The 22,901-nt window shown below is 64.0% G+C and carries 18 protein-coding genes and 1 tRNA gene; 9 read left to right on the forward strand and 10 right to left on the reverse strand.

Annotated elements, in window-relative coordinates; all coding sequences use genetic code 11:
- Window positions 1-6: 6 nt before the first annotated feature.
- The 3 genes from V1286_RS38620 to V1286_RS38630 all read right to left on the reverse strand — a co-directional run bounded on the left by V1286_RS38620 (window position 7) and on the right by V1286_RS38630 (window position 5,901).
- Window positions 7-3,516: a PAS domain-containing hybrid sensor histidine kinase/response regulator gene (locus V1286_RS38620; RefSeq protein ID WP_334489392.1), complete on the reverse strand. Its 3,510-nt coding sequence runs from the start codon at window positions 3,514-3,516 to the stop codon at window positions 7-9.
- A 130-nt stretch (window positions 3,517-3,646) separates the two neighbouring features.
- Window positions 3,647-4,876, reverse strand: a complete 1,230-nt coding sequence (gene hemA, locus V1286_RS38625; RefSeq protein WP_334489394.1) for a 5-aminolevulinate synthase — start codon at window positions 4,874-4,876, stop codon at window positions 3,647-3,649.
- A gap of 146 nt (window positions 4,877-5,022) precedes the next feature.
- On the reverse strand, window positions 5,023-5,901 hold the full coding sequence (locus V1286_RS38630; protein WP_334489397.1) for a LysR substrate-binding domain-containing protein: 879 nt from the start codon (window positions 5,899-5,901) through the stop codon (window positions 5,023-5,025).
- 111 nt (window positions 5,902-6,012) lie between these two features.
- Here V1286_RS38630 and mdcA point away from each other — a divergent pair, with 111 nt between their 5' ends.
- Together mdcA and V1286_RS38640 are read left to right on the forward strand one after the other, a co-directional pair.
- Window positions 6,013-7,713: a malonate decarboxylase subunit alpha gene (mdcA, locus tag V1286_RS38635; RefSeq protein WP_334489400.1), complete on the forward strand. Its 1,701-nt coding sequence runs from the start codon at window positions 6,013-6,015 to the stop codon at window positions 7,711-7,713.
- Window positions 7,714-7,718: 5 nt separating this feature from the next.
- Window positions 7,719-9,104, forward strand: coding sequence for a malonyl-CoA decarboxylase (locus V1286_RS38640; protein WP_334489402.1), 1,386 nt, complete (start codon window positions 7,719-7,721; stop codon window positions 9,102-9,104).
- A gap of 31 nt (window positions 9,105-9,135) precedes the next feature.
- Here V1286_RS38640 and V1286_RS38645 read toward each other — a convergent pair whose 3' ends face one another.
- The 4 genes from V1286_RS38645 to V1286_RS38660 all read right to left on the reverse strand — a co-directional run bounded on the left by V1286_RS38645 (window position 9,136) and on the right by V1286_RS38660 (window position 13,974).
- Window positions 9,136-10,197 (reverse strand): MBL fold metallo-hydrolase, encoded by a 1,062-nt coding sequence (locus tag V1286_RS38645; protein ID WP_334489405.1) that lies wholly within the window; start codon window positions 10,195-10,197, stop codon window positions 9,136-9,138.
- A 165-nt stretch (window positions 10,198-10,362) separates the two neighbouring features.
- On the reverse strand, window positions 10,363-12,489 hold the full coding sequence (locus V1286_RS38650) for a methyl-accepting chemotaxis protein (RefSeq protein WP_334489408.1): 2,127 nt from the start codon (window positions 12,487-12,489) through the stop codon (window positions 10,363-10,365).
- A gap of 215 nt (window positions 12,490-12,704) precedes the next feature.
- The gene (locus V1286_RS38655; protein WP_334489411.1) at window positions 12,705-13,430 is read right to left on the reverse strand and encodes an outer membrane protein; all 726 of its coding nucleotides are present in this window, start codon (window positions 13,428-13,430) and stop codon (window positions 12,705-12,707) included.
- Between the two features lie 223 nt (window positions 13,431-13,653).
- Window positions 13,654-13,974 carry a helix-turn-helix domain-containing protein gene (locus tag V1286_RS38660; RefSeq protein ID WP_108514432.1) on the reverse strand — a complete coding sequence of 107 codons (321 nt, stop codon included), beginning with the start codon at window positions 13,972-13,974 and terminating at the stop codon, window positions 13,654-13,656.
- Between the two features lie 101 nt (window positions 13,975-14,075).
- On the opposite strand from V1286_RS38660, the gene V1286_RS38665 reads away from it, so the two are divergent.
- Window positions 14,076-14,309 carry a hypothetical protein gene (locus V1286_RS38665; protein WP_334489415.1) on the forward strand — a complete coding sequence of 78 codons (234 nt, stop codon included), beginning with the start codon at window positions 14,076-14,078 and terminating at the stop codon, window positions 14,307-14,309.
- Between the two features lie 5 nt (window positions 14,310-14,314).
- Here the strand turns inward: V1286_RS38665 and V1286_RS38670 are convergent, their stop codons facing one another.
- Window positions 14,315-15,778, reverse strand: a complete 1,464-nt coding sequence (locus V1286_RS38670) for a GH1 family beta-glucosidase (protein ID WP_334489418.1) — start codon at window positions 15,776-15,778, stop codon at window positions 14,315-14,317.
- A gap of 12 nt (window positions 15,779-15,790) precedes the next feature.
- Window positions 15,791-16,780: a glycoside hydrolase family 16 protein gene (locus tag V1286_RS38675; RefSeq protein ID WP_417021232.1), complete on the reverse strand. Its 990-nt coding sequence runs from the start codon at window positions 16,778-16,780 to the stop codon at window positions 15,791-15,793.
- Window positions 16,781-17,076: 296 nt separating this feature from the next.
- On the opposite strand from V1286_RS38675, the gene V1286_RS38680 reads away from it, so the two are divergent.
- Entirely contained in the window at window positions 17,077-18,117 is a 1,041-nt protein-coding gene (locus V1286_RS38680) for an HD-GYP domain-containing protein (protein ID WP_334489421.1), read from the forward strand.
- Window positions 18,118-18,474: 357 nt separating this feature from the next.
- Window positions 18,475-19,239: a Crp/Fnr family transcriptional regulator gene (locus V1286_RS38685; RefSeq protein ID WP_334490239.1), complete on the forward strand. Its 765-nt coding sequence runs from the start codon at window positions 18,475-18,477 to the stop codon at window positions 19,237-19,239.
- A 136-nt stretch (window positions 19,240-19,375) separates the two neighbouring features.
- Here the strand turns inward: V1286_RS38685 and V1286_RS38690 are convergent.
- Window positions 19,376-19,450 (reverse strand) — tRNA-Thr (locus V1286_RS38690).
- A 572-nt stretch (window positions 19,451-20,022) separates the two neighbouring features.
- On the opposite strand from V1286_RS38690, the gene V1286_RS38695 reads away from it, so the two are divergent.
- The 4 genes from V1286_RS38695 (at window position 20,023) to V1286_RS38710 (ending at window position 22,748) form a co-directional block, all read left to right on the forward strand.
- The gene (locus V1286_RS38695; protein WP_417021233.1) at window positions 20,023-20,235 is read left to right on the forward strand and encodes a hypothetical protein; all 213 of its coding nucleotides are present in this window, start codon (window positions 20,023-20,025) and stop codon (window positions 20,233-20,235) included.
- An 86-nt stretch (window positions 20,236-20,321) separates the two neighbouring features.
- On the forward strand, window positions 20,322-22,028 hold the full coding sequence (locus V1286_RS38700) for an FAD-dependent oxidoreductase (RefSeq protein WP_334489424.1): 1,707 nt from the start codon (window positions 20,322-20,324) through the stop codon (window positions 22,026-22,028).
- Between the two features lie 51 nt (window positions 22,029-22,079).
- The gene (locus tag V1286_RS38705; protein ID WP_334489426.1) at window positions 22,080-22,391 is read left to right on the forward strand and encodes a UBP-type zinc finger domain-containing protein; all 312 of its coding nucleotides are present in this window, start codon (window positions 22,080-22,082) and stop codon (window positions 22,389-22,391) included.
- A gap of 213 nt (window positions 22,392-22,604) precedes the next feature.
- Entirely contained in the window at window positions 22,605-22,748 is a 144-nt protein-coding gene (locus V1286_RS38710) for an alpha/beta fold hydrolase (RefSeq protein WP_334489428.1), read from the forward strand.
- Window positions 22,749-22,901: the final 153 nt, after the last annotated feature.

Genomic DNA, 22,901 nt, shown 5'->3' on the forward strand with positions numbered 1-22,901 from the left:
GAACAGCTACTCCGCCGCCACCAGCTGTTGCGCCCGCCACTGGCCGAGCAAAGCGCGCAGCGACGCCGGCTTGACCGGCTTGTTGAGGATCGCGATGTTCTCCTCGCGCGCGGCCGCCCGCACATTGGGGCTGCGATCTGCGGTAATCAGAATCGCGGGAATGTTTTCGCCGAAGCGGCGGCGGATCTCGCGGATCGCGGCGACGCCGTTGCCGCGGTCGAGATGGTAGTCGACCAGAAGGCCGGTCACGCTGCTGCCGGAGGATTCGATCGCCGCGATCGCGGCCTCGGGGTCGGTCACCGCGATCACCTCGGCATCCCACGCCGTCAGCAGCGTCTTCATGCCGTCGAGGATCGCCGGGTCGTTCTCGATGCAGACGACCAGCGCGCCGCTTATCGGCGTTTTGGAGAGCGGCGTCGCGCTGGTGACCGCGGCGGTGTGGTCGATCGCCTTGGCGACCGGCACGGTCACCGAAAACACCGAGCCGCCGCTGACATTGGCATCGATCGCGATCCCGTGGTTGAGCACGCGCGCCAGCCGCTCGACGATCGACAGGCCGAGGCCGAGGCCGCGGGCGATCCGCGCGCCTTGCTCGAGGCGATGGAATTCCTTGAAGATCTCGCTGCGCTTGGTCACGGGAATGCCGACACCGGTGTCGTAGACCGCGATCTGCAGCGATTGTCCGTGGCGGCGGCAGCCGACCAGCACGCGCCCGCGCGGGGTGTATTTGATGGCGTTCGAGATGAAATTCTGCAGCAGCCGGCGCAGCAGCGAGCGGTCGGATTGCACCGGCAGCGAGCAGGGCACGAAGGTCAGCTCCAGCCCCTTGGCGCGGGCGATCGGCGCGAACTCAATCTCGAGCGAGCGCATCAGGTCGGCCATCTTGAAGCTTGAGATCGAGGTCGTCATCGCTCCCGCATCGAGCCGCGAGATGTCCAGTAGCGCGCCGAGGATTTCCTCGATCGCCTCCAGCGAGTCGTCGATGTTCTCCACCAGGCGCGAATCCTCGCCGCCGTTCTGCCGCTCGACGAGGCTCGTCACATAGAGCCGCGCCGCGTTGAGCGGCTGCAGGATGTCGTGGCTGGCGGCTGCCAGGAATCGCGTTTTCGAGATGTTGGCGTCCTCGGCGGTGCTCTTGGCTTGCGCCAGTTCGGAATTCAGACGGGTGAGCTCCTCGGTGCGGTCGCGGACACGCTTTTCCAGCGTCGCATTGGCGCGTTCCAACGCTTCGGCGGCCTCGAAACTCGGCGTGACGTCGGAGAAGGTAACGACGAAGCCACCGCCCGGCATCCGGTTGGAGCGGACCTCGATCACCATGTGGCGGTCGGGCAGGCGCTCCAGATAGGGCTCGCCCTCGGTGGTGTAGGCATCCAGCCGCCGCTGCAGCAACCCGTCGGGGTCGCTGAAGTCGGCCGGGCTGACGGCGCCCATGAATTCGAGGATTTCCTGCAAGGGGATGCCGAGCTGAACGAGATGCGGCGGCAGCGCCAGAATTTCACCGAACTGGGCGTTCGAGCAGATCAACTGCAAATCCGCATCGAACACCGCGATGCCCTGGCGCACATGGTTCAGCGCGGTCTGCAGGATCTCGCGGTTGAAATGCAGCGCGGCGTGGGAATCGTCGAGCAGCTTCAGCGCGGCCTTGGCGGAGACGGTGCGCTTGCGCAGCAACAGCGACATCACGAGGCGCGAGGAGGCGGCCCCGATCGAGGAGGCGATCAGGCGTTCGGCGTGTTGCAGCAATTCGAAATCGGCGGGCGCGGCCAGATCGAGATTGCCGGGACGGCCGGCGGCAAAGGCCTCGAAGGCCTGGGCAGCGCGCTCGGGGCCGAGATATTGCGCCACCGTGGTCTGGATGTCCTGCACGGTAACGGTCGTCCGCCAGCGCCGGAACGTCGGCGCGATCGGCGTCAGCGTGTTGGGTACGAACAGATCCGCCTGCAGCCGTTCGATCGACGACGGCCGTTGCGCGATCGACATCACGATGTAGGTCAGGATGTTGAGCGAGAGCGACCAGAGCACGCCGTGCATCAGCGGCGGCAGATCGGCGCCGAACAATGCCCGCGGACGCAGCGCCTCGATGCCGAACGGTCCGTGTTGCAGCAGCAGCAGGCCGGTGGGATTGCCCTCCAGGAAGCTCGGCAGGAACAGCGTATAGGCCCACACCGCGAAGCCGATCAGCATGCCGGTCATGGCGCCGCGGGCGGTTCCCTTGCGCCAGAACAGGCCGCCGAAGAAGGCCGGCGCCAGCTGGGCGAGCGCTGCAAACGACAATAGGCCGATCGCCGCCAACTGCGCATTGCCGAGCGCGCGATAGTAGAAATACGCCATCACCATGATGGCGAAGATCGCAAAGCGCCGGATCCTGAGCAGGAAGTCGCCGAAATCCTTGCTGCCGTCGCGCGTCGCCGGGCTGCGCTGCAGCACGAGCGGCAAGACGATGTCGTTGGAGACCATGATGGAGAGCGCGACGCACTCCACGATCACCATCGCGGTCGCGGCCGACAGACCGCCGACGAAGACAGCAATGCTCAGCAGCGGGGAATCCGCCTCGATCGGCAGCGCCAATACGTACATGTCGCTGTCCACGGCGCCGAACGGGAAGGTGACGAGGCCGGCGAGCGCGATCGGAATCACGAACAGGTTGATGGCGATCAGATAGAGCGGAAACAGCCAGCGGGCGCGGCTGACTTCCTCGGGGCTGGAGTTCTCGACCACGCTGACGTGAAACTGCCGCGGCAGCAGCATGATCGCGCAGAACGACAGCAGCGTCATGGTGAGGAAATTGCCGATCGACGGCACATAGTTGATGGCGCGCACCGCCTCCGGGGTCTTCATTGCGCGTTCGATCAGCTCGACGGGCGTGAACATCCAGAAGGTGACAAAGGCGCCGGCGGCGAGGAAGGCCACCAGCTTGACGATGGATTCGGTGGCGATCGCCAGCATCAGGCCGTGCTGGTGCTCGGTGGCGTCGGTCTGGCGGGTGCCGAACAGCACCGCGAATGCCGCCATCGCCAGTGTCACGACCAGCGCGATGTCGCCGATGATCGGCATCGAGGAGAACAGCTTGTCCTCGCTCAGGATCGTTTCCAGCGAGGACGCCACCGCCTTGAGCTGCAGCGCGATGTAAGGCACCGATCCGAAGATCGCGATGACAGCCACCGTGGCGGCGACAGCCTGGCTCTTGCCGTAGCGCGCCGCGATGAAGTCGGCGATCGAGGTGATGTTCTGCGACTTGGCGAGCTGGATCACGCGCCGCAATAACGGCGTGCAAAGCCCGATCATCAGGATCGGGCCGACATAGATCGCGAGGAAGTCGATGCTGGTGCGGGTGGCGAAACCGACCGAGCCGAAGAAGGTCCAGGAAGTGCAGTAGATCGCCAGCGACAGCGGATAGATCAGCATGCCGGCGCGGCCGCGCTGACCCGGCGACAGCCGGTCGCCATAGCTGGCGACGCCAAACAACAGGCCGATATAGGCGAACGCGGCGGCGATTACGCCCCAGTCGTGCAGCATCGCTGCTTGTCTCCCTTCCCGGCCTTGGGGCGTTCGAAACCGCCGGGGCCGGAAGAGGCGAGTATAAGCGCTTTGGGCCGGCAGCGCACCGCGTTACCGGCCCAATTTGCGAAGGTTTGGAGGGGTAGGGTTACTCGGCCGCGAGCGATTTCTGCTTCACGGGCAGTCCGAGCCGGTCCCAGACCTGCAGCAGCGCTTCGGCGAGCCCGTCGATCAGGCCGTCATCGTGGTAGGGCGAGGGCGTGATCCTTAAGCGCTCGGTTCCCTTGGCAACCGTCGGATAGTTGATCGGCTGGATATAGATGCCGTGCTCCTCCAGCAGCATGTCGGAGGCCTGCTTGCACTTCTCGGGATCGCCGACGAACAGCGGCACGATGTGGGTTTCGTTCGACATCACGGGGAGGCCTGCGGCGTTGAGGATCGCCTTGACCCGGGCGGCGCGGTCCTGGTGGCGCTCGCGCTCCCAGTTCGAGGTCTTGAGGTGGCGGATCGCGGCCGTTGCGGCCGAACAGATCGCGGGCGGCAGCGCCGTCGTGAAGATGAAGCCCGGTGCGTACGAGCGGACCGCGTCGATGATCTCGGCATTGCCGGCGATGTAGCCGCCGAGGCAGCCGAAGGCCTTGGCGAGCGTGCCTTCCAGCACGTCGATGCGATGCATGACGCCGTCGCGCTCGGCAATGCCGCCGCCGCGCGGGCCGTACATGCCGACCGCATGGACCTCGTCTACATAGGTCATGGCGCCGTATTTCTCGGCGAGATCGCAGATCTTTGCGAGCGGGGCTACGTCGCCGTCCATCGAATACAGGCTCTCGCAGGCGATCAGCTTCGGCCGCTCGGGACCCGCCGCGATCAGCAGCTCTTCGAGATGCGCGAGGTCATTGTGGCGGAAAATCTGCCGCTCGCAGCCGGCCTGGCGCACGCCTTCGATCATCGAATTGTGGTTCAGCGCGTCAGACAGAATGAGGCAGTTCGGAATGAGTTTTGCGATCGTCGAGATGCCGGTCTGGTTCGAAACGTAGCCGGAGGTGAACAGCAGCGAAGCCTGCTTGCCGTGCAGGTCGGCCAGTTCCTGTTCGAGTTGCACCAGCGGATGATGGGTGCCCGCGATGTTGCGGGTGCCGCCGGCGCCGGTGCCAACTCTCGTGGCGGTCTCGACCATGGCGCCGACCACCTTCGGGTGCTGGCCCATGCCGAGATAGTCGTTGGAGCACCAGATCACGACATTGCGCGGGCCTTTTGGCGAGTGCCAGACCGCATGCGGGAAGCGGCCCGCGATCCGTTCGAGGTCGGCGAAAACGCGGTAGCGCCGCTCGTCATGCAGGCGGTTGAGGGCGGCACTGAAAAATTTACTGTAATCCATCACAAGGACCTGGAACCGGAACCGGCCGGATTGGCTTCGCGCCTTTTTAGAGCCTTTCCAGCTTTGGTGTCTATGCGAATTCCCACATTTCGGCGCGGCTCCGGGATGCTACCAACGCAGCGCAAATGTTGATCGGGATCAAGGCGCTAGTTGCGCTTCCTGGTCCTGGGAACGGGTTGCTCTGCAACCGGCGCCAGAGATGCCAGCGTTGCCGCCAGTGCCGCCGCCGCGGCAGCGGGCCGGTCCCGTTCAAAGATCGCGAATTCGAGGTCCGGAAGGCGCGGCAGGCCCTCCGCGGCGCCGAGGACGCGTAAGCCGCCGACGATGGCGCTCACCGGCAGCGGTGTAACGGCAAGGCCGGCCAGGCCCGCGGCGCGGACACCGGTCAGGCTGGGGCTAGTGTAGACGATCTCCCAGGAAAGATCGCTGGTGCGCAGCGCTTGAAGTGCGGCCTCGCGCGACACCGAATGCTCGCGATACAGCGCCAGCGGCAACGGCGCGCCAGCAGCGAATTCAAAGGTGTCTGCGGCGGTCCACAACAGCGGCTCGCGCCATGCAAGACGTCCGCGTGATGTGCCGAGCGGACGCTTGGCCAGCACCACGTCGAGCCGCCCGGCGTCGAGCTCTCCGATCAGTTCGGAACTGACGCCGATCTGCACCTCGAGCTTCACGTGCGGATGCAATTTGGCGAAGCGGCCGAGCGCGGGCGGCAGCGAACCGCTGGCAACTTCCTCGACCGCGCCCAGGCGTACCATGCCGGATAGTTGCGGGGCGTGGAGGCGACGCCGCGCCGCTTCTTCGAGCTGCAGCAACCGCCGCGCGTCATCCAGCAGCATCTCGCCGTCGTCGGTCAGCGCGACCGTCCGCGTGGTGCGGCGGAACAGCGGCCGCCTGGTCTCGAGTTCGAGGCGCTTGATCTGCTGGCTTACCGTCGACTGCGTGAGGTGGAGCTGCTCGGCGGCACGGTGGAAGCCGCCGCAATCGGCGACTGCGACGAAGGTGCGGAGGAGGTCGAATTCGAGCATGGCCAACTGATTATGCTTTGCGATCAATCATATTATAAAATATCGTTTCTATAATCAATATCCCGCCCCTACCGTTAGTCATCGGTATCCCGGACCATGGAAGGGCTCACGATGTCACAACAACCAACCCCGAGATCGACAAACCGCGGCGATCGCTTGCGCAGGGCTCAATCGGTCTGCGGCGACGGAAAAGTCTGTCCGCCCGATCGCGCCACGACGCTGCTTGAGGCCGTCATCGAGCCCTTCGACCGCGTCGCGGTCGAAGGGGATAATCAGAAGCAGGCCGATTTTCTCGCTGCCGCACTCGCCAAGGCCGATCCTGCGCGGCTGCATGATCTTCACATGGTGCAGTCGGTGCTGGCCTTGCCCGATCACCTCGCGGTGTTCGAGCGCGGCATCGCCAGCCGGCTCGACTTTGCCTTTGCCGGCCCGCAAAGCCGCAAGCTCGCCGAACTGGTCGCGACGGGTTCGCTCAAGATGGGCGCGATCCACACCTATCTCGAACTTTACGGGCGGATGCTGGTCGACCTGACGCCGCGCGTTGCGCTGATCGTGGCCGACAAGGCCGACCGCGACGGCAACCTCTACACGGGGCCGAATACCGAGGACACGCCTGTCATCACCGAGGCGACCGCCTTCCGTGGCGGGATCGTGGTGGCACAGGTCAATGAGATCGTCGATCGCTTGCCGCGGGTCGACATTCCCGGCGATTGGGTCGACTTCGTCGTCCCGGGCCCAAAGCCATACCTCATCGAGCCGCTGTTCACGCGCGATCCCGCAAAGGTCCGCGACCAGAACATCCTGATGGCGATGATGGCGATTGCCGCCGTCTATGAGCCCTACGAAGTACAGCGGCTCAATCACGGCATCGGTTACGCCACGGCGGCGATCGAATTGATCCTTCCGACCTTCGCCGCGGCGCGTGGATTAAAGGGGAAGGTCGCAAGACACTTCGTGCTCAATCCGCACCCAACGCTGATCCCCGCGATCGAGGCCGGCTTCGTCGACAACGTCTATTGCTTCGGCTCCGAGCTCGGCATGGAGCGATACATGTCGGCGCGTGCCGACGTGTTTCCGGTGGGCAGTGACGGCAATTTGCGTTCGAACCGCGCGCTGGCCCAGGTCGCCGGGCAATATGCCTGCGACCTCTTCATCGGCGGCACCCTGCAGATCGACGCCGAGGGCAACAGCTCCACGGCGACAAAGGACCGGATCACCGGTTTCGGCGGCGCGCCAAATATGGGCGCCGATGCGCGCGGACGGCGGCATGACAGTCCGGCCTGGTTGCGCGCGGGCAGGGAGGCCGGCGAAACCATCCGCGGGCGCAAGCTTGTGGTGCAGATGGTCCAGACCCGGCAGCCGAATGGCGCGCCGAGCTTTGTCGAACGGCTGGATGCGTTCGACCTGGCGGCGGCCGCGGGCTTCGCATTGCCGCCGGTGATGATCTACGGCGATGACGTCACCCATGTGATCACCGAGGAAGGCGTCGCAAATCTCCTGCTTTGCCGCTCAGTGGCGGAACGCGCGGCAGCGCTGCGCGCCATTGCCGGTGACACCGAATTCGGGCGCGCGCGGTCGGCCGAAATGACCGAGGATTTGCGCAGGCGCGGCATCGTGATGCGACCGTCCGATCTCGGCATCGACGCCACGACGGCAACGCGCGATCTGCTCGCCGCGCAGACGCTCGACGATCTCGTCGCCTGCTCCGGCGGTCTTTACGCGCCGCCGGCGAAATTCCTTCGGCCGTCAGTCGCGACGCCCGCAACGGCCGACGTCCAGGCGAAGCCGGCGCTCCATTCCGCAGAAGGATAAACGTCATGAAGAACGCCCGAACCAGCCATTTTCGCGACGTACAATCAGGGTCGTCCTGGCTGGAGCGGCTTCGGATTTCGCTCGGCCTGCGCGGCAGCGCCGACGCCGGATCGGCGCCCGATGCCATCGCGCCGCTCGATCAGGCGAAGCGGCTCGCGGCAGCCTTGCTGTCCGAACGCGGCGAAGCTTCCGGCGCGGTGGTTGCGCGCGAACTGCACGACGTCCTGCGGGGCCTCGATGCCGACGATCGCAGTCGTTTCCACCGCCATCTCGCCACCAACTTCCTGCCCGACGCGGCCGCGTTGCGGGCGGCCGCGCAAGCCTATCTTGCCGGCGCCACGGCCGAGAGCGCGGCGCGGCTGGCGCAAGCAGCCGATCCGCCGCGGCAGGAGCTGTTGCGGCGAATGAACATGGCAACCGGCGGCACCGGCGCGCTGGTCGCCATGCGCAAGGAGCTGACGGCGCATCTCCGCGACGAGCCGGCCCTGAAGTCGCTGGACGGCGATCTCAAGCATCTGTTCGCATCCTGGTTCAACCGCGGCTTTCTCGAACTGCGGCGGATCGACTGGCAGTCGCCGGCGGCGCTGCTCGACAAGCTCATCGCCTATGAGGCGGTGCACGAGATTCAGGGCTGGGATGATCTGCGCCGGCGCCTCGCGCCCGATCGGCGCTGCTTTGCCTTCTTTCATCCGGCACTGCCGGGCGAGCCGCTGATCTTTGTTGAAGTCGCGCTGGTGCAGGGGCTCGCCGGAGCGGTGCAGCCGCTGCTGGTCCAGGACGGCGACGACGATGCCGCGCGGCAGCGGGCGCAGCGCGCGGACACGGCGATCTTTTATTCGATCTCGAACTGCCAGGACGGCCTGCGCGGCGTTTCGTTCGGCAATTTCCTGATCAAGCAGGTGGTGGAGGAATTAAAGGCCGAGCTGCCGCATTTGACCCGCTTCTCCACCCTGTCGCCGGTGCCGGGCTTTCGACGCTGGCTGACGGGCACGCTGGCGGATGCGAGCGCGGCCGATGCTGCGGCATTGGCCGAACTCAAGATTGACGGGTGGTGGCGCGACGCGTCGCGGAGCGAGGCGCTGCGTCCCTGGCTGATGCACCATTGTGCGGCCTATCTGACGCGACCCGTCGCATCGAAGCCGCCGATCGATCCGGTCGCGCGCTTCCATCTCGGCAATGGCGCGCGGCTGGAGCGCATCAACTGGCTCGGCAATGCCGCGCCGCGCGGCATCGAGGAATCCTTCGGCATCATGGTCAATTACCTCTACGACCCCGGCACGATCGAGGCCAACCACGAGACCTTCGCCCATGACGGGACGGTGGTGCGGTCGCCTGACGTCGACGCGCTGATCATGGCCCGGCAACGCCGCGAAGCGTCCGCTCTCAACTAGCTACCCAAGGCGGCAGCGCAGGCCGGGCCGTTCAGGTGGTGCGGAACCGCAATATGCCGTCGCTGACCTCGCAGGTCAGCCGGCCCTCGACCAGCATGTAGTTGACATGCGCGACCAGTTCGCCTGCGGCAAAGCCCATCTGGTGCTCGTCGAGCACATGCTTGTGGAACACGACCGGCACGAGTTCCTTGGAAGTCTGCGGCACTTCCCGGCAGGCTTCGGCGATCAGGCGGCAGCGGTCCTCGTGATGGTCGGCGAGTTGCTTGATGCGGGTCTTCAGCCCGTAGAACGGCACGCCGTGACCGGGTAGCACCATGACGTCGTAGGGCAGCGTGGTGGTCAGGCTCGCCAGCGAGGCCAGATATTCGCCGAGCGAGTTCTGGTCGGGCTCGACCGCCCAGACGCTGACATTGGGCGAGATCTTGCTCAGCACCTGGTCGGCGGAGAGGAACAATTTGTCGGCGGCGCAATACAGCATCACCTGGTCGAGCGCGTGGCCGCCGCCGGTGATCACCTTGAAGCGGCGGGCGCCGATCACGACCTCGTCGCCATGCGAGATGCGGCGATAGGACGGCGGCAGCACCGAAACCCGCTTCAAATAATCCTGGCCGCGGCCGAGCAATCGGTCGGTCAGGCTTTCATCCATGCCGTGCCGGCGGAAGAACAGCCGCTGCGCGTTGCGGCGCTCCTCGGTGCCGCGGTTCTGGTGATAGACCGATTGCAGGTATTCGACCTGCGACATCTGCAGCGGGCAGTCGAAGCGCTCCGTGATCCACCCGGCGAGGCCGACGTGATCGGGATGCGAATGGGTGACGATCAGCCGCGTCACCTTCACATGCCGGAGCGGCCCCTCGAACAGGGTGGTCCAGGCCGCAATGGATTCCTCATTGCCGAATCCGGAATCGATCATCGCCCAGCCGTCGCCATCGGCCAGCAGATAGATGTTCACGTGATTGAGCCGGAACGGCAGCTTCAGGCGGACCCAAAGCACGCCGGGCACCACCTCGACGACCTGATCGTGGCCGGGGTGGTTTTCGAAGGGGTATCGCAGTGCCTCGGCCGAGGACTGCGCGATGTCGGTTTTCGAATGCATGCTACCGGCTTAGCGGCAGAGGCGGCGCCGCGCCAGCCGAAAAAGCGGGTGGCCGTCATTCCGGGGCGCATCGAAGATGCGAACCTCAGGTGTGCGGTTGCACACCGGGGAATCTCGAGATTCCGGGTTCTATGCTTCGCATAGCCCCGGAATGACGTTGTTTTTCTACGCCGCCCGGATGTTCGACAGGAACGCGTCGATTTCCTCACGCAGCACGTCGGCCTCGCGGCGCAGCGCGCCGGAGGCGGTCAGCACCTGGCCGGCCGCGGTTCCGGCCTGCGACGAGGCGCTGGAGACGCCGACGATGTTGGTGGAGACTTCGCTGGTGCCGCCGGCGGCGTGCTGGATGTTGCGCGCGATTTCGCGCGTCGCCGCACCCTGCTCCTCGACCGCGGCGGCGATCGCGGTGGTCACCTCGTTGATCTCGGCGATCGTGGTGCTGATGTTCCTGATCGCGGAGACTGCCGTCGTCGTCACCGTCTGCATGCTGACGATCTGCTGACGGATCTCGTCGGTGGCCTTCGCGGTCTGGTTGGCAAGGCTCTTCACCTCGGAAGCGACCACGGCGAATCCCCGTCCGGCATCGCCGGCGCGCGCGGCTTCGATGGTGGCGTTCAGCGCCAAGAGGTTGGTCTGCGAGGCGATGGTCTGGATCAGATCGACCACCACGCTGATCCGGGCGGCGTTGTCCGCAAGCCCCTGCATGGTGGCATCGGTCGCGCCGGCGTCGTCGACCGCCTTGCGGGCGATCTCCGCCGAGGTGATGACCTGGCGGCCGATTTCCTCGATCGAGGAGGACAATTCCTCGGTGCCCGACGACACGGTCTGCACGTTGGCCGAAGTCTGCTCGGCGGCGGTCGCCACCGCGGTCACCAGTGCGCTCGATTGATCGGCGGTCGCCGACATGCTTTGCGCGGTCGATTGCATCGAGCCAGCCGCGGACGACAGGCTGTCGAGCGCGGTGCGAACGGTGGATTCGAACTCGACGATGCGCGCTTCCATGCGGTTGGCGCGCTCGGCCTTGGCGATGCGATCCTTGTCCTGCTCGGCGGAGAGCGCGCGGGTCTGGATCATGCTCTCGCGGAACACCTGCAGCGAATCCACCATGGCGCCGATCTCGTCCTCCTGGTGGCTTTGATAGACCTCCGATTCGAGGTCGCCGCTGGACAGCAATTGCATCGAGCGCTGCAGGTTGCTGATCCGCCGCAGGATGTTGCGGCCGACATAGAGCCAGACGAACAGGATCGAACCGACCAGCGTCATGACGCCGAGGGCGAGCATGACCATGGTCCCGAACGAGATCTCCTGACGCGCCTGCCAGGCCGCGGCGTCGGTTTCCTTCTGCACGGCGTCGACCAGTTGCTGCACGCTGATGCCGAGGCCGACATTGAGCTTGCGGGTTTCCTCCAGAATGGTCTGGCCGTAATCGTCCGCATCCAGTTCCTGCTGGCGGACCTTGAAGACGCCCATCTTGCCGTCGGCAAGCGCCAGCAGGCTCAAGGTTGTGTTTTGAACGGACCGCATCGCCGTGGTCTTGGGCAGCGCTTCGAGATTCGACTTCACGCGCGCCTGCGCGGTGCGGAAGTCCCGGGCGGTGGCTTCGAGCACATCGCCGCTGGTGGTCGAAAGCGCGGCGATCATGTCGAACGCCATGAGATTGCCGCTGGCGGCGATATCGGCGAGCTGGTCGGCGGTTTTGTGTGCCCGGATGGCTTCGGCCTGCGAGAAGTTGGGGGCCGCGTAGATGCTGTAGAGCTCGGTCTGCGCGTCGATGGCTGCAGGGCCGGCCGCGGCCACGAAGCGCCGCTGGGCCTTGCGCACCGCGTCGTAGAGCTTTTCGTGCTGGGCGCCCAGTTCGAGCCGCGCGCGCGCGGCCGAGCCGAGGCTCTTGATCACCTCATCGATGTTCTTCATGTTCTCGGTGAGCGCCGCAACGACCGCCTTGTCGGCACCGAGTTCGACGATCTCGCCGAGCTTCTGCAGCGCGACCGCCTGGGTTTCCTTCATTTTCCTGGTGCGATCGTTCAGCGCCTCCTCGCTGCGCGCAGCCAGCAGCGCCGGCCCCTGGCTGGCGAGGCTCGCGCTCTGCGCGGATAGCTGCAGGCTGGCGGCGAGACGGGGGATATCCCGTCCGCTCAGATCGACCATGGTCCCGCCGAGCCGTCCGAGCATCAGGCCGGCGCCGGCGGAGATGACGATCGCCATGCCGGCGATGACGGCGAAGGCGGCAAACAGACTGCCCCTGACGCCGAAGCGAAAACCCTTGAGCCGTGATTTGGATCGTGCCGACATTTTCCCGCTGTCCCGTCTACGCTACCTTGAGGTGTTTCCTCGCGGCAGTATCACGGTACCCGGTTAACAAGTTTGGAACCGGAAGGGCTTTCGCCGCATTTTTGACAGCGGATTGCTCGCTTTGATGGATTTTTTCCGTGAACCGGAAAGACGTTGGCCAAAAACAAAAAGGCCGGCGTGAAAGCCGGCCTTCCGCAATTCGCAGTTGAATGCGTTCAGTAGCGTGCAACCACCGGGCTTGCGAAGTTGAAGCGATAATTAACGCCGAGCTTCAGGGTGTGGTCGTCGGTGTGGAAGCTTCCGAACGGCGCCAGCGCGGCGGGGGTCACGAAGCGGGTGCTGCCGAAGTCGTAATACATGTACTCGCCTTTGACCGACCAGTTCGGGGCGACCATGTACTCGAGGCCGGTGCCGACGGTCCAGCCGTTGCTGTGGTTGCCATTGAGCAGGAAGGCGGTCGGAACGCCGCCCAGCGTCACCCTCTCGTTGTTGTCGGAATAGGCGTAACCGCCTTTGACATAGACCAGGCCCGGACCCCAGGTGTAGCCGATGCGGGCCGTGATCGAGCCGAGGCCGCGCTGATCGTTGGTATAGACGTAGCCGCCGGGGAAGGTGGCGGTGAGATTGCTCTTGCCGAGCCAGGAATACTGGCCCTCGGTGCCGAGCACCCAGTTCTGCGCGAACTGCCAATCCAGGCCGGCCTGAATGCCGCCGAGCACGCGGGCGCTGGAATCGCTCAGAACGGCGCCGTTGAAGTCGTTGCTGCCGCTGAAGGCGCCGCCAACATGGCCGCCGATGTAGAAGCCGGTCCAGTTGTAGAGCGGCGCCGCATAGACCGGCGCCTTGTTGTAGTAGGGGCGCGCGCCGAGATCGGCGCCGGTGGCGGGCGCGGCGGCGGTGAGGGCTGCGAAGGCCACGAGGGCTGCGAGGATCTTCTTCATTATGTTGGTCTCCGAAAACCGTTCGGCGACACCCTCGTGCGGGGCGCCTTCCATGCCCACGCACATAGACGGCATTTGACTAAAATGCTGTCACTTGGAAGCGACAGCGGATACGAACCCAACCCATTGGCAGACAAACGTTTTTTGTACTTAATGAAGGCCTAATCAAAGGTTAGGAAAGGCTTAATTTTCAGGCCCGTTCGGGCCTCCCGGCAAGCTTTGCTTAACCAATGCGGCGTCGCACGTCGCCGCGCATCTGTTCGCGGAAGGCCTGCCGGCGGGCGGGGCGGTCCTTCACCGGGACGTCGTGGCGGTCGAACACGTTGAACATTTCGAGGATCGGATAGTGGTCGCTGGCCATCGCCAGGATGCGCAGCAGCTCCGCCACAGGCCCGGTCGGCCCGGTGACCTCCCATCGGCGGATGGTGTCGGCGCCATCGGCAGCCGGCAGCCCGCAGAGTTTGGCCATGTCGGCCACCGACAGCGGCTGGCCGATGGCCTCACCGAGATGCTGGCGAAGTTTCTTCAATTCCGCTCCGGTCACGGCTTCTCCGTCTCAAATCGACATCTGTGAAGTACGTCACATACGGCTTCGAGGGTCGGGGCTATACGCAATGCATAAGGTTTCCTGATGAGGAGGCAACCATGCGCCAATTACTCGAGAGCCTTACCCCCGAGGCCCGCCAGATCTACTGGAAATGGGTCGGCGGCATGTTCGCACTTTATGTCGTGCTGCTGTTCGCCGCGGCAGGTGTATTCATGGGTCACGAATCATCGCGCAAGCTGGCGCAGCAACCGGTCACGACTGTGGCCATCGACGGCAAGTCGCGCTCCATCGGCGAGATCGCGGCGCCGCTGCGGCAAGCCGCGCGGTATTGAAGTATTCAGACGCCGATCGCATTCCGCGCGACGACGTCGCGATAGAAGGCGACGCTCAGTTTCGGCGTCCGGCGCTGCGTCTCGAAGTCGACGTGATAAAGCCCGAAGCGCTGCTTATAGCCGAAGATCCATTCGAAATTATCCATCAGGCTCCAGAGGAAATAGCCGCGGACCGGCACGCCCTCCGACGTCGCGCGCTGCAACTGCCTGAGATAATTGCGCAGGTACATGATGCGATCGAGGTCGTAGACCTGGCCGTCGGCGCGCAGCTTGTCCTCCGACGAGGTGCCGTTCTCGCTGATGTAGATCGTCTTGATATTCCAGACCTTCGCCGCCAGCCGCGGCGCCCAGTAGATCGTCTCCGGTCCGACGCGCAGCCATTCCGAATCCATATGCGGGAACGAGGCCGGGAACGGCAGCACGTGCCAGCCCGGCGCCTTGTCGGAAGCGGCGATGTAGAACTGCGGCGCGTAGATGTTGAGGCCGACGAAATCATTGGGTGAGGAAATGATCTTGAGTTCTTCGGCGGTAAATTTCGGCGCATTGTTGCCCGCGAACTGAAGAAATCCGTCGGTGTATCTGCCCTCCAGGATGACGCCGAGGAGGCCTGAGTTCAATTCGCGCGTCGCCGTCTCGGCGGCGCGAACGTTTTCGGGTGTGTCGAATGCCGGCACGCAAGCCGCGATGTTTTCGGCCGGACCCACTCTGGTGCCCGCGCGCCCGTGCGCGCGGATCGCCTGCACGGCGAGGCCGTGCGCCAGCGCCACATGGTGGCGGACCTGATTGACGTCTGCGTCCGGCAGTTTGAGGCCGGGGGCATCGATGCCCCATCCATAGCCGAAATTCACGAACCTTCCGGCTTCGTTGATCGTGAAGATCGACCTGACGCGATCAGTGATACGCGCTGCCACGTGGGCGGCATAATCGCCGAATGCCTTTGACGTTTCGCTGGATCGCCAGCCGCCCACTTTGTCCTCGAGCGCTTGCGGCAGATCCCAGTGATACAGCGTCGCGTATGGCTCGATGCCCTGCTTCAGCAACTCGTCGATGAGGCGGTCGTAGAAGTCGAGGCCCTTGGGGTTCGGCTTGCCCGTTCCGTCCGGAAACACCCGCGGCCACGCGATCGAAAACCGGTAGGCCTTTGCGCCGAGCTCGCGGATCAGGCCGACGTCTTCCTTGTAGCGGTGGTAGTGATCGTTGGCGAAATCGCCCGTGGTACCGTCCCCGATCTTGCCGGGAGTATGCGCGAACGTGTCCCAGATCGAGCGGCCGCGGCCGTCTGCGTTCACGGCGCCCTCGATCTGGTAGGCCGAGGTGGCGGTGCCCCACAAGAAGTCTTTTGGAAAACTCGCAGGCCCCGGCCGCTCGGGTGCCGCTTGCGCGGCGACGTCGGCCGGCGCCGCGGCGATGCCGAGCGCAGACAAGCCTGCAAGCTTTGCAAAATGCCGACGCGAGAATTTTCCGAACATCGTCATCTCCGGTCAGCGTTCGTCGATTTGATAGGCGGATATCCGGTCGATCTCGAATGCGACAATATTGGGAGATTCGCCATCGACGAACCCCACGCCCTCGAGAGTCTTCGTGCCCATCGCAAGGTTCACGATCATGTACATGGGGTCGTGGAAGCCGACCGGGACCTTGATCTCGGAGACCGGCTGGCGGTCGATGAAATAGGTGATGCGATCCGGCTGCCACAGCACGCCGTAGTCGTGGAACGCGGTCGGAGCGTCCGGCACAATGAAGTCAAACCCGCAGCGTTCCACGCGCTGCGTCTCCGGTATTCGCCAATGCGTCGTCATCACGATGTCACCGGGCCGTTGCCCGCGGCCCTCCATGATATCGACTTCCGGCGGCCAGCCACCGTCATCGGCGAGCATCCAGAACGCCGGCCACACGCCGACGCCGACCGGTATCTTGGCGCGCATTTCGAAGTAGCCGAACTTCTGGGAAAACCGGCTCTGCGTCGTCAGGATGCCCGAGATATATTCATTGTCGAACAGCACGGTCTTGAGCGAAGGCGGGGTGCGGCTGGCTGTGATTGAGAGAATGCCGTCTTTGACATTGAACGGATCGAGGCCGAGCGGCGTTGTTTCCCGCCCGCCATAACGCGGATCGACATAGATCTGCTGTTCGCCGTTGTAGGTGCTCTTGCGCCTGAAGTCGGAGCCCTCGCCGCCCCAATAGCGCGCTTCCGGCCAGGCAGCGCCGCCGGCGTAGTACGGCGCCCATCTGGCGTCCAGCAGCGGATGCGCGTCGAAATCGTCGTGGAAGGTCCGGTGCAGCGATACCGATGCGAACGATGCGGGGTTCGGCGCCTCGACGCGGCGGCATTTTTCGCCGAGGATGTCGGTTGCGACCTGCAGCGTGAGTTTGGCTGTCGCGCCGGCGAGATCGACCTGCGCGAACGCCGGGCCGGCGAACAGGCAGCCGATCGAAACCAAAGGGTACAGCACCAGGGCGTACAGCGCCAATCTCTCTGTTCCCGGCTCGCTTCGGCACGACAGGCGATCATTCACGGACGTTGCCCTCGGTCTGACGATCCTTCGGAACACGACCGACGTACTCACCTGTTTGAGGTACGTAGTTATACGTGGAGGCTGCTTAACGGCAAGGTAGCCAAGTTTGATGTTGATTAAAATGCTTGATGCGATGGCGCCGAGTGCGGAACTCGGTCGTCCGAACCAATAGTAAAAGAGTTCATTTTCTTTTCAATGCTTCAATTTTAAAGGGCAGATACCTCAATAGTACCGGGTACGGAAGTTTTTGGATGCTCGTCTATTTTGTCACAGACGAACCGACGAAGTTACCGGCGATTCGCGCGATGCTCGAACCGCAACACGCCGTGGTTCCCTGGGTGCTGGGCGGCGACGGCACCGGGATCAGGTCGCATGGCGTGCTGATGGTCGACATTGACCTGCGGCAGATGACGCGCGTCGATCAGCTCAGGGTCATTTTGCAAAACCTCGCCCGCATTCCCGAGAAGCTGTTCGTCGTTCACAATCTCTCCCGCTCGATGGTTGCGCAGGCCTATGCCCTCGGCGCGACCGCGATCATTTCACGCCCCAAGGAAGCCATTCTCAAGGTCACGCAGATCGAGGCGGCGGAAGCCGCCGAGGAAGATAAGGCTGCGGATCCGACATTGCAGATGGGCGAAGGCGTGGCAGCCTTCGCCTCGATGTTTTCGGATGTGCGCCGTGGCAGGCCGCTGAAGCTTGTCGATGCGAAGCGTGCGACGTCGAAGATCATCGCCCGTGTCGGGCAGGATGGACTCTCGACATGGCTCGACGAGGTGCGGCGCTATCACGAGGGCACGTTTCAGCACTGCCTGCTGGTGACCGGTGTTGCGGTCGCCTTCGGCCTGGATGTCGGGTTCTCCGGCGGCGACGTCTCGCGGCTCGGAATCGCGGCGACCCTCCACGACATCGGGAAGGCGCGCATTCCGCTGTCGATCCTGGACAAGCCGGGCCGCCTCGACCCCGAGGAGGAGGAGATCATCCGGCGTCATCCCGTGATCGGACATGATCTGCTAAAGGGCGTAGCGGGCATCAGCCCGGAAATTCTTGATGGCGTGCGGCATCATCACGAATATCTCGATGGCTCCGGCTATCCGGATGGACTGGCGGGCTCGCAGATTTCCGATCTGGTCAGGTTGCTGACGATCTCGGATATCTTCGCAGCACTTGTCGAGTCCAGGCCATACCGGCCGCCAATGGCGCGGCAGGACGCCTACCAGATCCTCTGCGGCATGGAGGGCAAGCTGGAGGGAGCGCTGGTCAGGGCGTTCCGGAAAGTGGCGCTGGCGGGGTGAACGGCACCTGCCGACGCTCCATGCGGAGGTGATCGCGATCTCGGGCAGGTTTCCCAACTGAGGCGGGCCATTTCATTGGAAGGGGACGGCGCTGCCAGACAGGGTTGAGGGGCAACCCTTCCGCTGAAATCGTTGAGTTTTTTCGCTTCGCGGCGCCGCATTAAGGGGTCGCCTTACCTTTACTGGCGCGGCGCGTTAGGGTACTCAGCAAGTGTCGTATCCAAGAACGCCGTTCAAAGCCGGCACGATGAAAGTGGAGTTGGTGTCGGCGCAACGCAGAAGACATTCCTGCCAAAGACATTCCTGCCAAAGGCATTCCAGCAAAGCTGCGTCGTCTGAGGGAGGAAGTTTCTCGTGATGGGAGTTCCGGCGAGCGCCGGTAATCGTCTTCTCAACGCGTTGCCGCCGGCAGACCTCGCGCTGCTCGCCCCTCATCTTCAGAAGGTGTCGCTCGAACAGAACGCCGTGGTGATACGAGCGGGAGATCGACGCGACCATGTTTACTTTCCCCATAGCGGTGCCATCTCCTTCATGCTCGGCCTTCCGAACGGAGAAACGATCGCAACTGCGGTAATCGGGCGCGAGGGAGCGATCGGCTCATTATCGGTGCTGGGACCCTCTTTCATGTCGTCGGTGACCGCGGTCGTGCGGGTGGGCGGCACCGCATCGCAAATCTCCGTGTCGCGGTTTCATGCAGCCTACATGAAGAGCGGCGCCATCAGACATGTGGTCGAGGCGCACACGAGGTCGATACTCATGCAGTTCCAGCACGTCTCAGCCTGCAACGGACTGCACTCGGTCGAGGCCCGCATGGCCCACTGGCTGCTTCACCTGCACGATCGAACCGAGGACAACAACATCCTACCATTAACGCAAGAGACGCTTTCGCAGTTGCTCGGGGTCCGACGAACGACCGTGACGCAGGTGATTGCCAAACTCCGCGCCTTAGGTGCCATCAGATCCGCTCGACGGGGCTTGGTCGAAATCGACAGGGCGCGGCTCGAGGAAGCAACCTGTGAATGCTACGACATCATACGCGGTGCAACAGATCGGATCGTCCCACATGAAGTCGTGGGGGCGCATCCGCATTTTGCGTCGGCCGACAAACTCCACCGTGCATGATGGTTTTCAACCTTACATAAGCTCCTGCAGACGGCCACGACGACGCTCAAGAAATCGCAACGTTTTCGAGGGAAGCGAATGACCACCGCAAACCCGACGCGCCGAGGCCTTGTGGCTGATGGTCAAGAGGAAAAACTGGTGCTGCCAGACAGGATTGAACTGTCGACCTCTCCATTACCAATGGAGTGCTCTACCACTGAGCTACGGCAGCATGCCCGGTATCGGGAATCGACCCAAATGGCCGCCCACTAGGCGGCCGGTTCTTGCCACAAGGGCCCCTCTGGCGCAAGCGCGCGGGCGGGCCGGAAAGGGCTCAAAATCGTCAAAAACCGGCGCTGAGGATAGCGACATCAGGCAATTCGACAAGTTTGGGCCTTACTCTGGTTCCCGATCTCGTCCGGACTGCGGGTCGCGCAGGCCGTCGAATATTTGTGGCGTAAGCCGCCTGGTCTCCAACTCGCTCCAATTTCTCGTGATGCCCGGTCCAATCCCGGGCATGCTGCCTCTCATGGGTCCACGCCCTACCAGGTCTTGCGTTTTCGGATGATGTAAGGCCCATTCCTACCTTGCATGGGGTTGTTTTCGCAATTTTGAGTCCGGTGCAGCGATGCACCTACCGCCGCATTCCGAGGAATTCGAGGGCATCGATCAGCTCGATCCGGCCTCGGTGAAAGAGCTGTTCGGCCGAATCGCCCGATGTGCCGGGCGCATGATTGCAGTATGAATGGTCGAACCCCGCCATCTTCCGGCGATGGCGTCCGCTGACGTCGTTTCGATCAAGGCGTGTTCGACGGACTGACGATGAAGGACAATCAAGACAGGGCTGCGGGAAAAACCGACTCGGGTGTGAAGGATTCACGACGGGACCGGCTGAAGCTGGCGTTGCGCGAGAATCTCAAGCGGCGAAAGTCGCAGGCTCGCGGGCGCAGCGATGGCGGTGCATCTTCCGAAACCGCCGATGCCTCCCTAGATGACGCCAGCGGAGAAAAGCCTTAGCCAGCAGCGCAGAGGGAAAATCCTGATCGCTCGCCGCGTTGCATGGCTCGTCTCTGCACGGCTCTGTTTCTTTTTAGGCGGCGATAATGAGTGCAGACATCACGGCCGGTCCGGCGACCGGCGCCAATTCTTTCGCGTTTCCACGTCACGAGCAGACATTCCCGACACTGACGCCGCTTGAAATCGAGCGGATGCGCCGGTTCGGGGAGCTTCGGACCTACAAGGACGGCGAAGCCCTGTTCGAGACCGGCAAGGTCGGCCCCGGCATGTTCGTGGTGCTGTCTGGCACGGTCGCGATCACCCAGCGCGATGGCCTCGGCCATGTCACCCCGGTCATCGACCAGGGGGTGGGGCAGTTTCTGGCCGAGATCGGCCAGCTCTCCGGCCGCGTCGCGCTGGTCGACGGCTATGCCGAGGGCGACGTCGAAACGCTGCTGATTCCACCGGATCAATTGCGCGCGCTTCTGGTCGCGGAAGCCGAACTCGGCGAGCGCATCATGCGCGCGCTGATCCTGCGCCGGGTCAGCCTGATCCAGGGCGGCGTCGGCGGTCCTGTGCTGATCGGACCGGGCTCGCTCGGCGACACGGCGCGGCTGCAGAATTTCCTGGTGCGCAACGGCCAGCCGCACCACGTGCTCGATCCCGCAACCGACAAGGACGCCGCCGACCTCATCGCGCGCTATTTGCCCTCGCGCGCCGATCTGCCGCTGGTGGTGTGCCCCGACGGCACCGTGCTGCGCAATCCGTCCGAGACGTCGCTGGCGCTGGCGGTGGGGATGATCACCAACCAGGCGCATGAGAAGCTCTACGACGTGGCCGTCGTGGGCAGCGGTCCCGCTGGTCTCGCCACCGCGGTCTATGCCGCGTCCGAAGGGTTGTCGGTCGCCGTGTTCGATGCGCGGGCGTTCGGCGGCCAGGCCGGCGCCAGCGCGCGCATTGAAAACTATCTGGGCTTTCCGACCGGCATTTCCGGGCAGGCGCTCACCGGCCGCGCCTACACCCAGGCGCAAAAATTCGGCGCGGACATGCTGATTCCCGTTTGTGTCAGGTCGCTGGATTGTTCGCAGCGCGACGGCGTGTTTGCGCTGGCGACCGAATGCGGGCAGTCGTTGCGCGCCAAATCCATTGTGGTGGCGAGCGGGGCGCGTTACCGGCGGCCCGAGATCGAGAATCTCGAGAAATTCGAAGGCCGCGGCGTCTGGTACTGGGCCTCGCCGATCGAGGCCAAGCTGTGCGTGGGCCAGGACGTCGTATTGGTCGGCGGCGGCAATTCGGCAGGCCAGGCCGCGGTGTTTCTGTCCGGCCATGCGCGCAAGGTCCATATGATCATCCGCGGCGGCGGGCTGGGGGCCAGCATGTCGCGCTATCTGATCGAGCGCATCGAGGCGGCCCCCAATATCGAACTGATCTTCAACGCCGAGGTGGTTGCGGTCGAGGGCAGCGAGGATGGCTCGCTCGAACGCGTTCGCTGGAAGAGCCGCCTGGCGCCCGAACAGCACCATTTCGATGTCCGGAGCCTGTTTCTGTTCGTCGGCGCCGACCCGGCGACCCATTGGCTGAACGGCTGCGGCGTAACGCTCGACCGCGCGGGTTTTGTGGTGACGGGGGCGCAGTCCGAGCAGAATCTCGGCCGCCCGGTGCCGACGCTGGAAACTTCGGTGCCCGGCGTGTTCGCGGTAGGTGACGTGCGCGCCGGCTCGGTCAAACGCGTCGGCGGCGCGATCGGCGAGGGCGCGCAGGTGGTGGCCGCGCTGCATGGCTATCTCGCCGACGCCGTGAAACCGTCGTTATGATGCGGCGTATGGGCGGGCGCCAATATCTAGAGACGCGCGAGGTGTGAAGCGGTGACGAAAAAGGGCTGCAGCCATATCGCCGGCATTCAAACGGTGACCCCGAGCGCGCTCGGTTGCGAGGAGTGCCTGAAAAGCGGAAGCGAGTGGCTGCATCTGCGGATCTGCCGCACCTGCGGCCATGTCGGCTGCTGCGACGATTCGCCGAACAAGCACGCCACCGCGCACTTTCACGCCACCGGCCATCCCGTGATCGAAGGCTACGATCCGCCGGAAGGCTGGGGCTGGTGCTACATCGACGAAGTGCTGTTCGACCTGTCGCACCGAAAAACTCCACACAACGGACCGATACCGCGCTACTACTGATTCCTCTTTCAACGAAGAATGAGGAATCTCACATGCAATGCGTACCGAGAACGCTGCGCGCCATCGCGTCGAGCATCTGGATGGCATTATCGGTCGCATTGATCCCTTCGAGCGGTTCGTTCGCAGAGTCGCCTCAGAGCAAATTTGCCGACGTCAACGGTGCCAAGCTGCACTATCTGGTGGCCGGCAAGGGCGATCCCGTCGTGCTGCTGCATGGCTTTGCCCAAACCAGCCGGTCCGTTCCTGATCGAGCAAGGCAGGATGAAGGGCGTGCTGGTGAAGGGCCGGGGACATTGGCTGATGGAGGAGGCGCCTGACCAGGTGATTCCCAAGCTGGTCGAATTTCTCGATCGCTAAAATTCGACCGACGCTTTTGCCGTCATTTGTGACGGCAGTGCAAATATTTCGTGCATCATACAACTTTCGTTGATGTGTCTTCATTCACGCACATGCCTGCATTGCCGGCGCCGCACGCGATGCGTGTGGAAATTTCGTGTGCTGCGTCGTAAC

The sequence above is a fragment of the Bradyrhizobium algeriense genome (assembly GCF_036924595.1).
GTDB classification, from domain to species: domain Bacteria; phylum Pseudomonadota; class Alphaproteobacteria; order Rhizobiales; family Xanthobacteraceae; genus Bradyrhizobium; species Bradyrhizobium algeriense.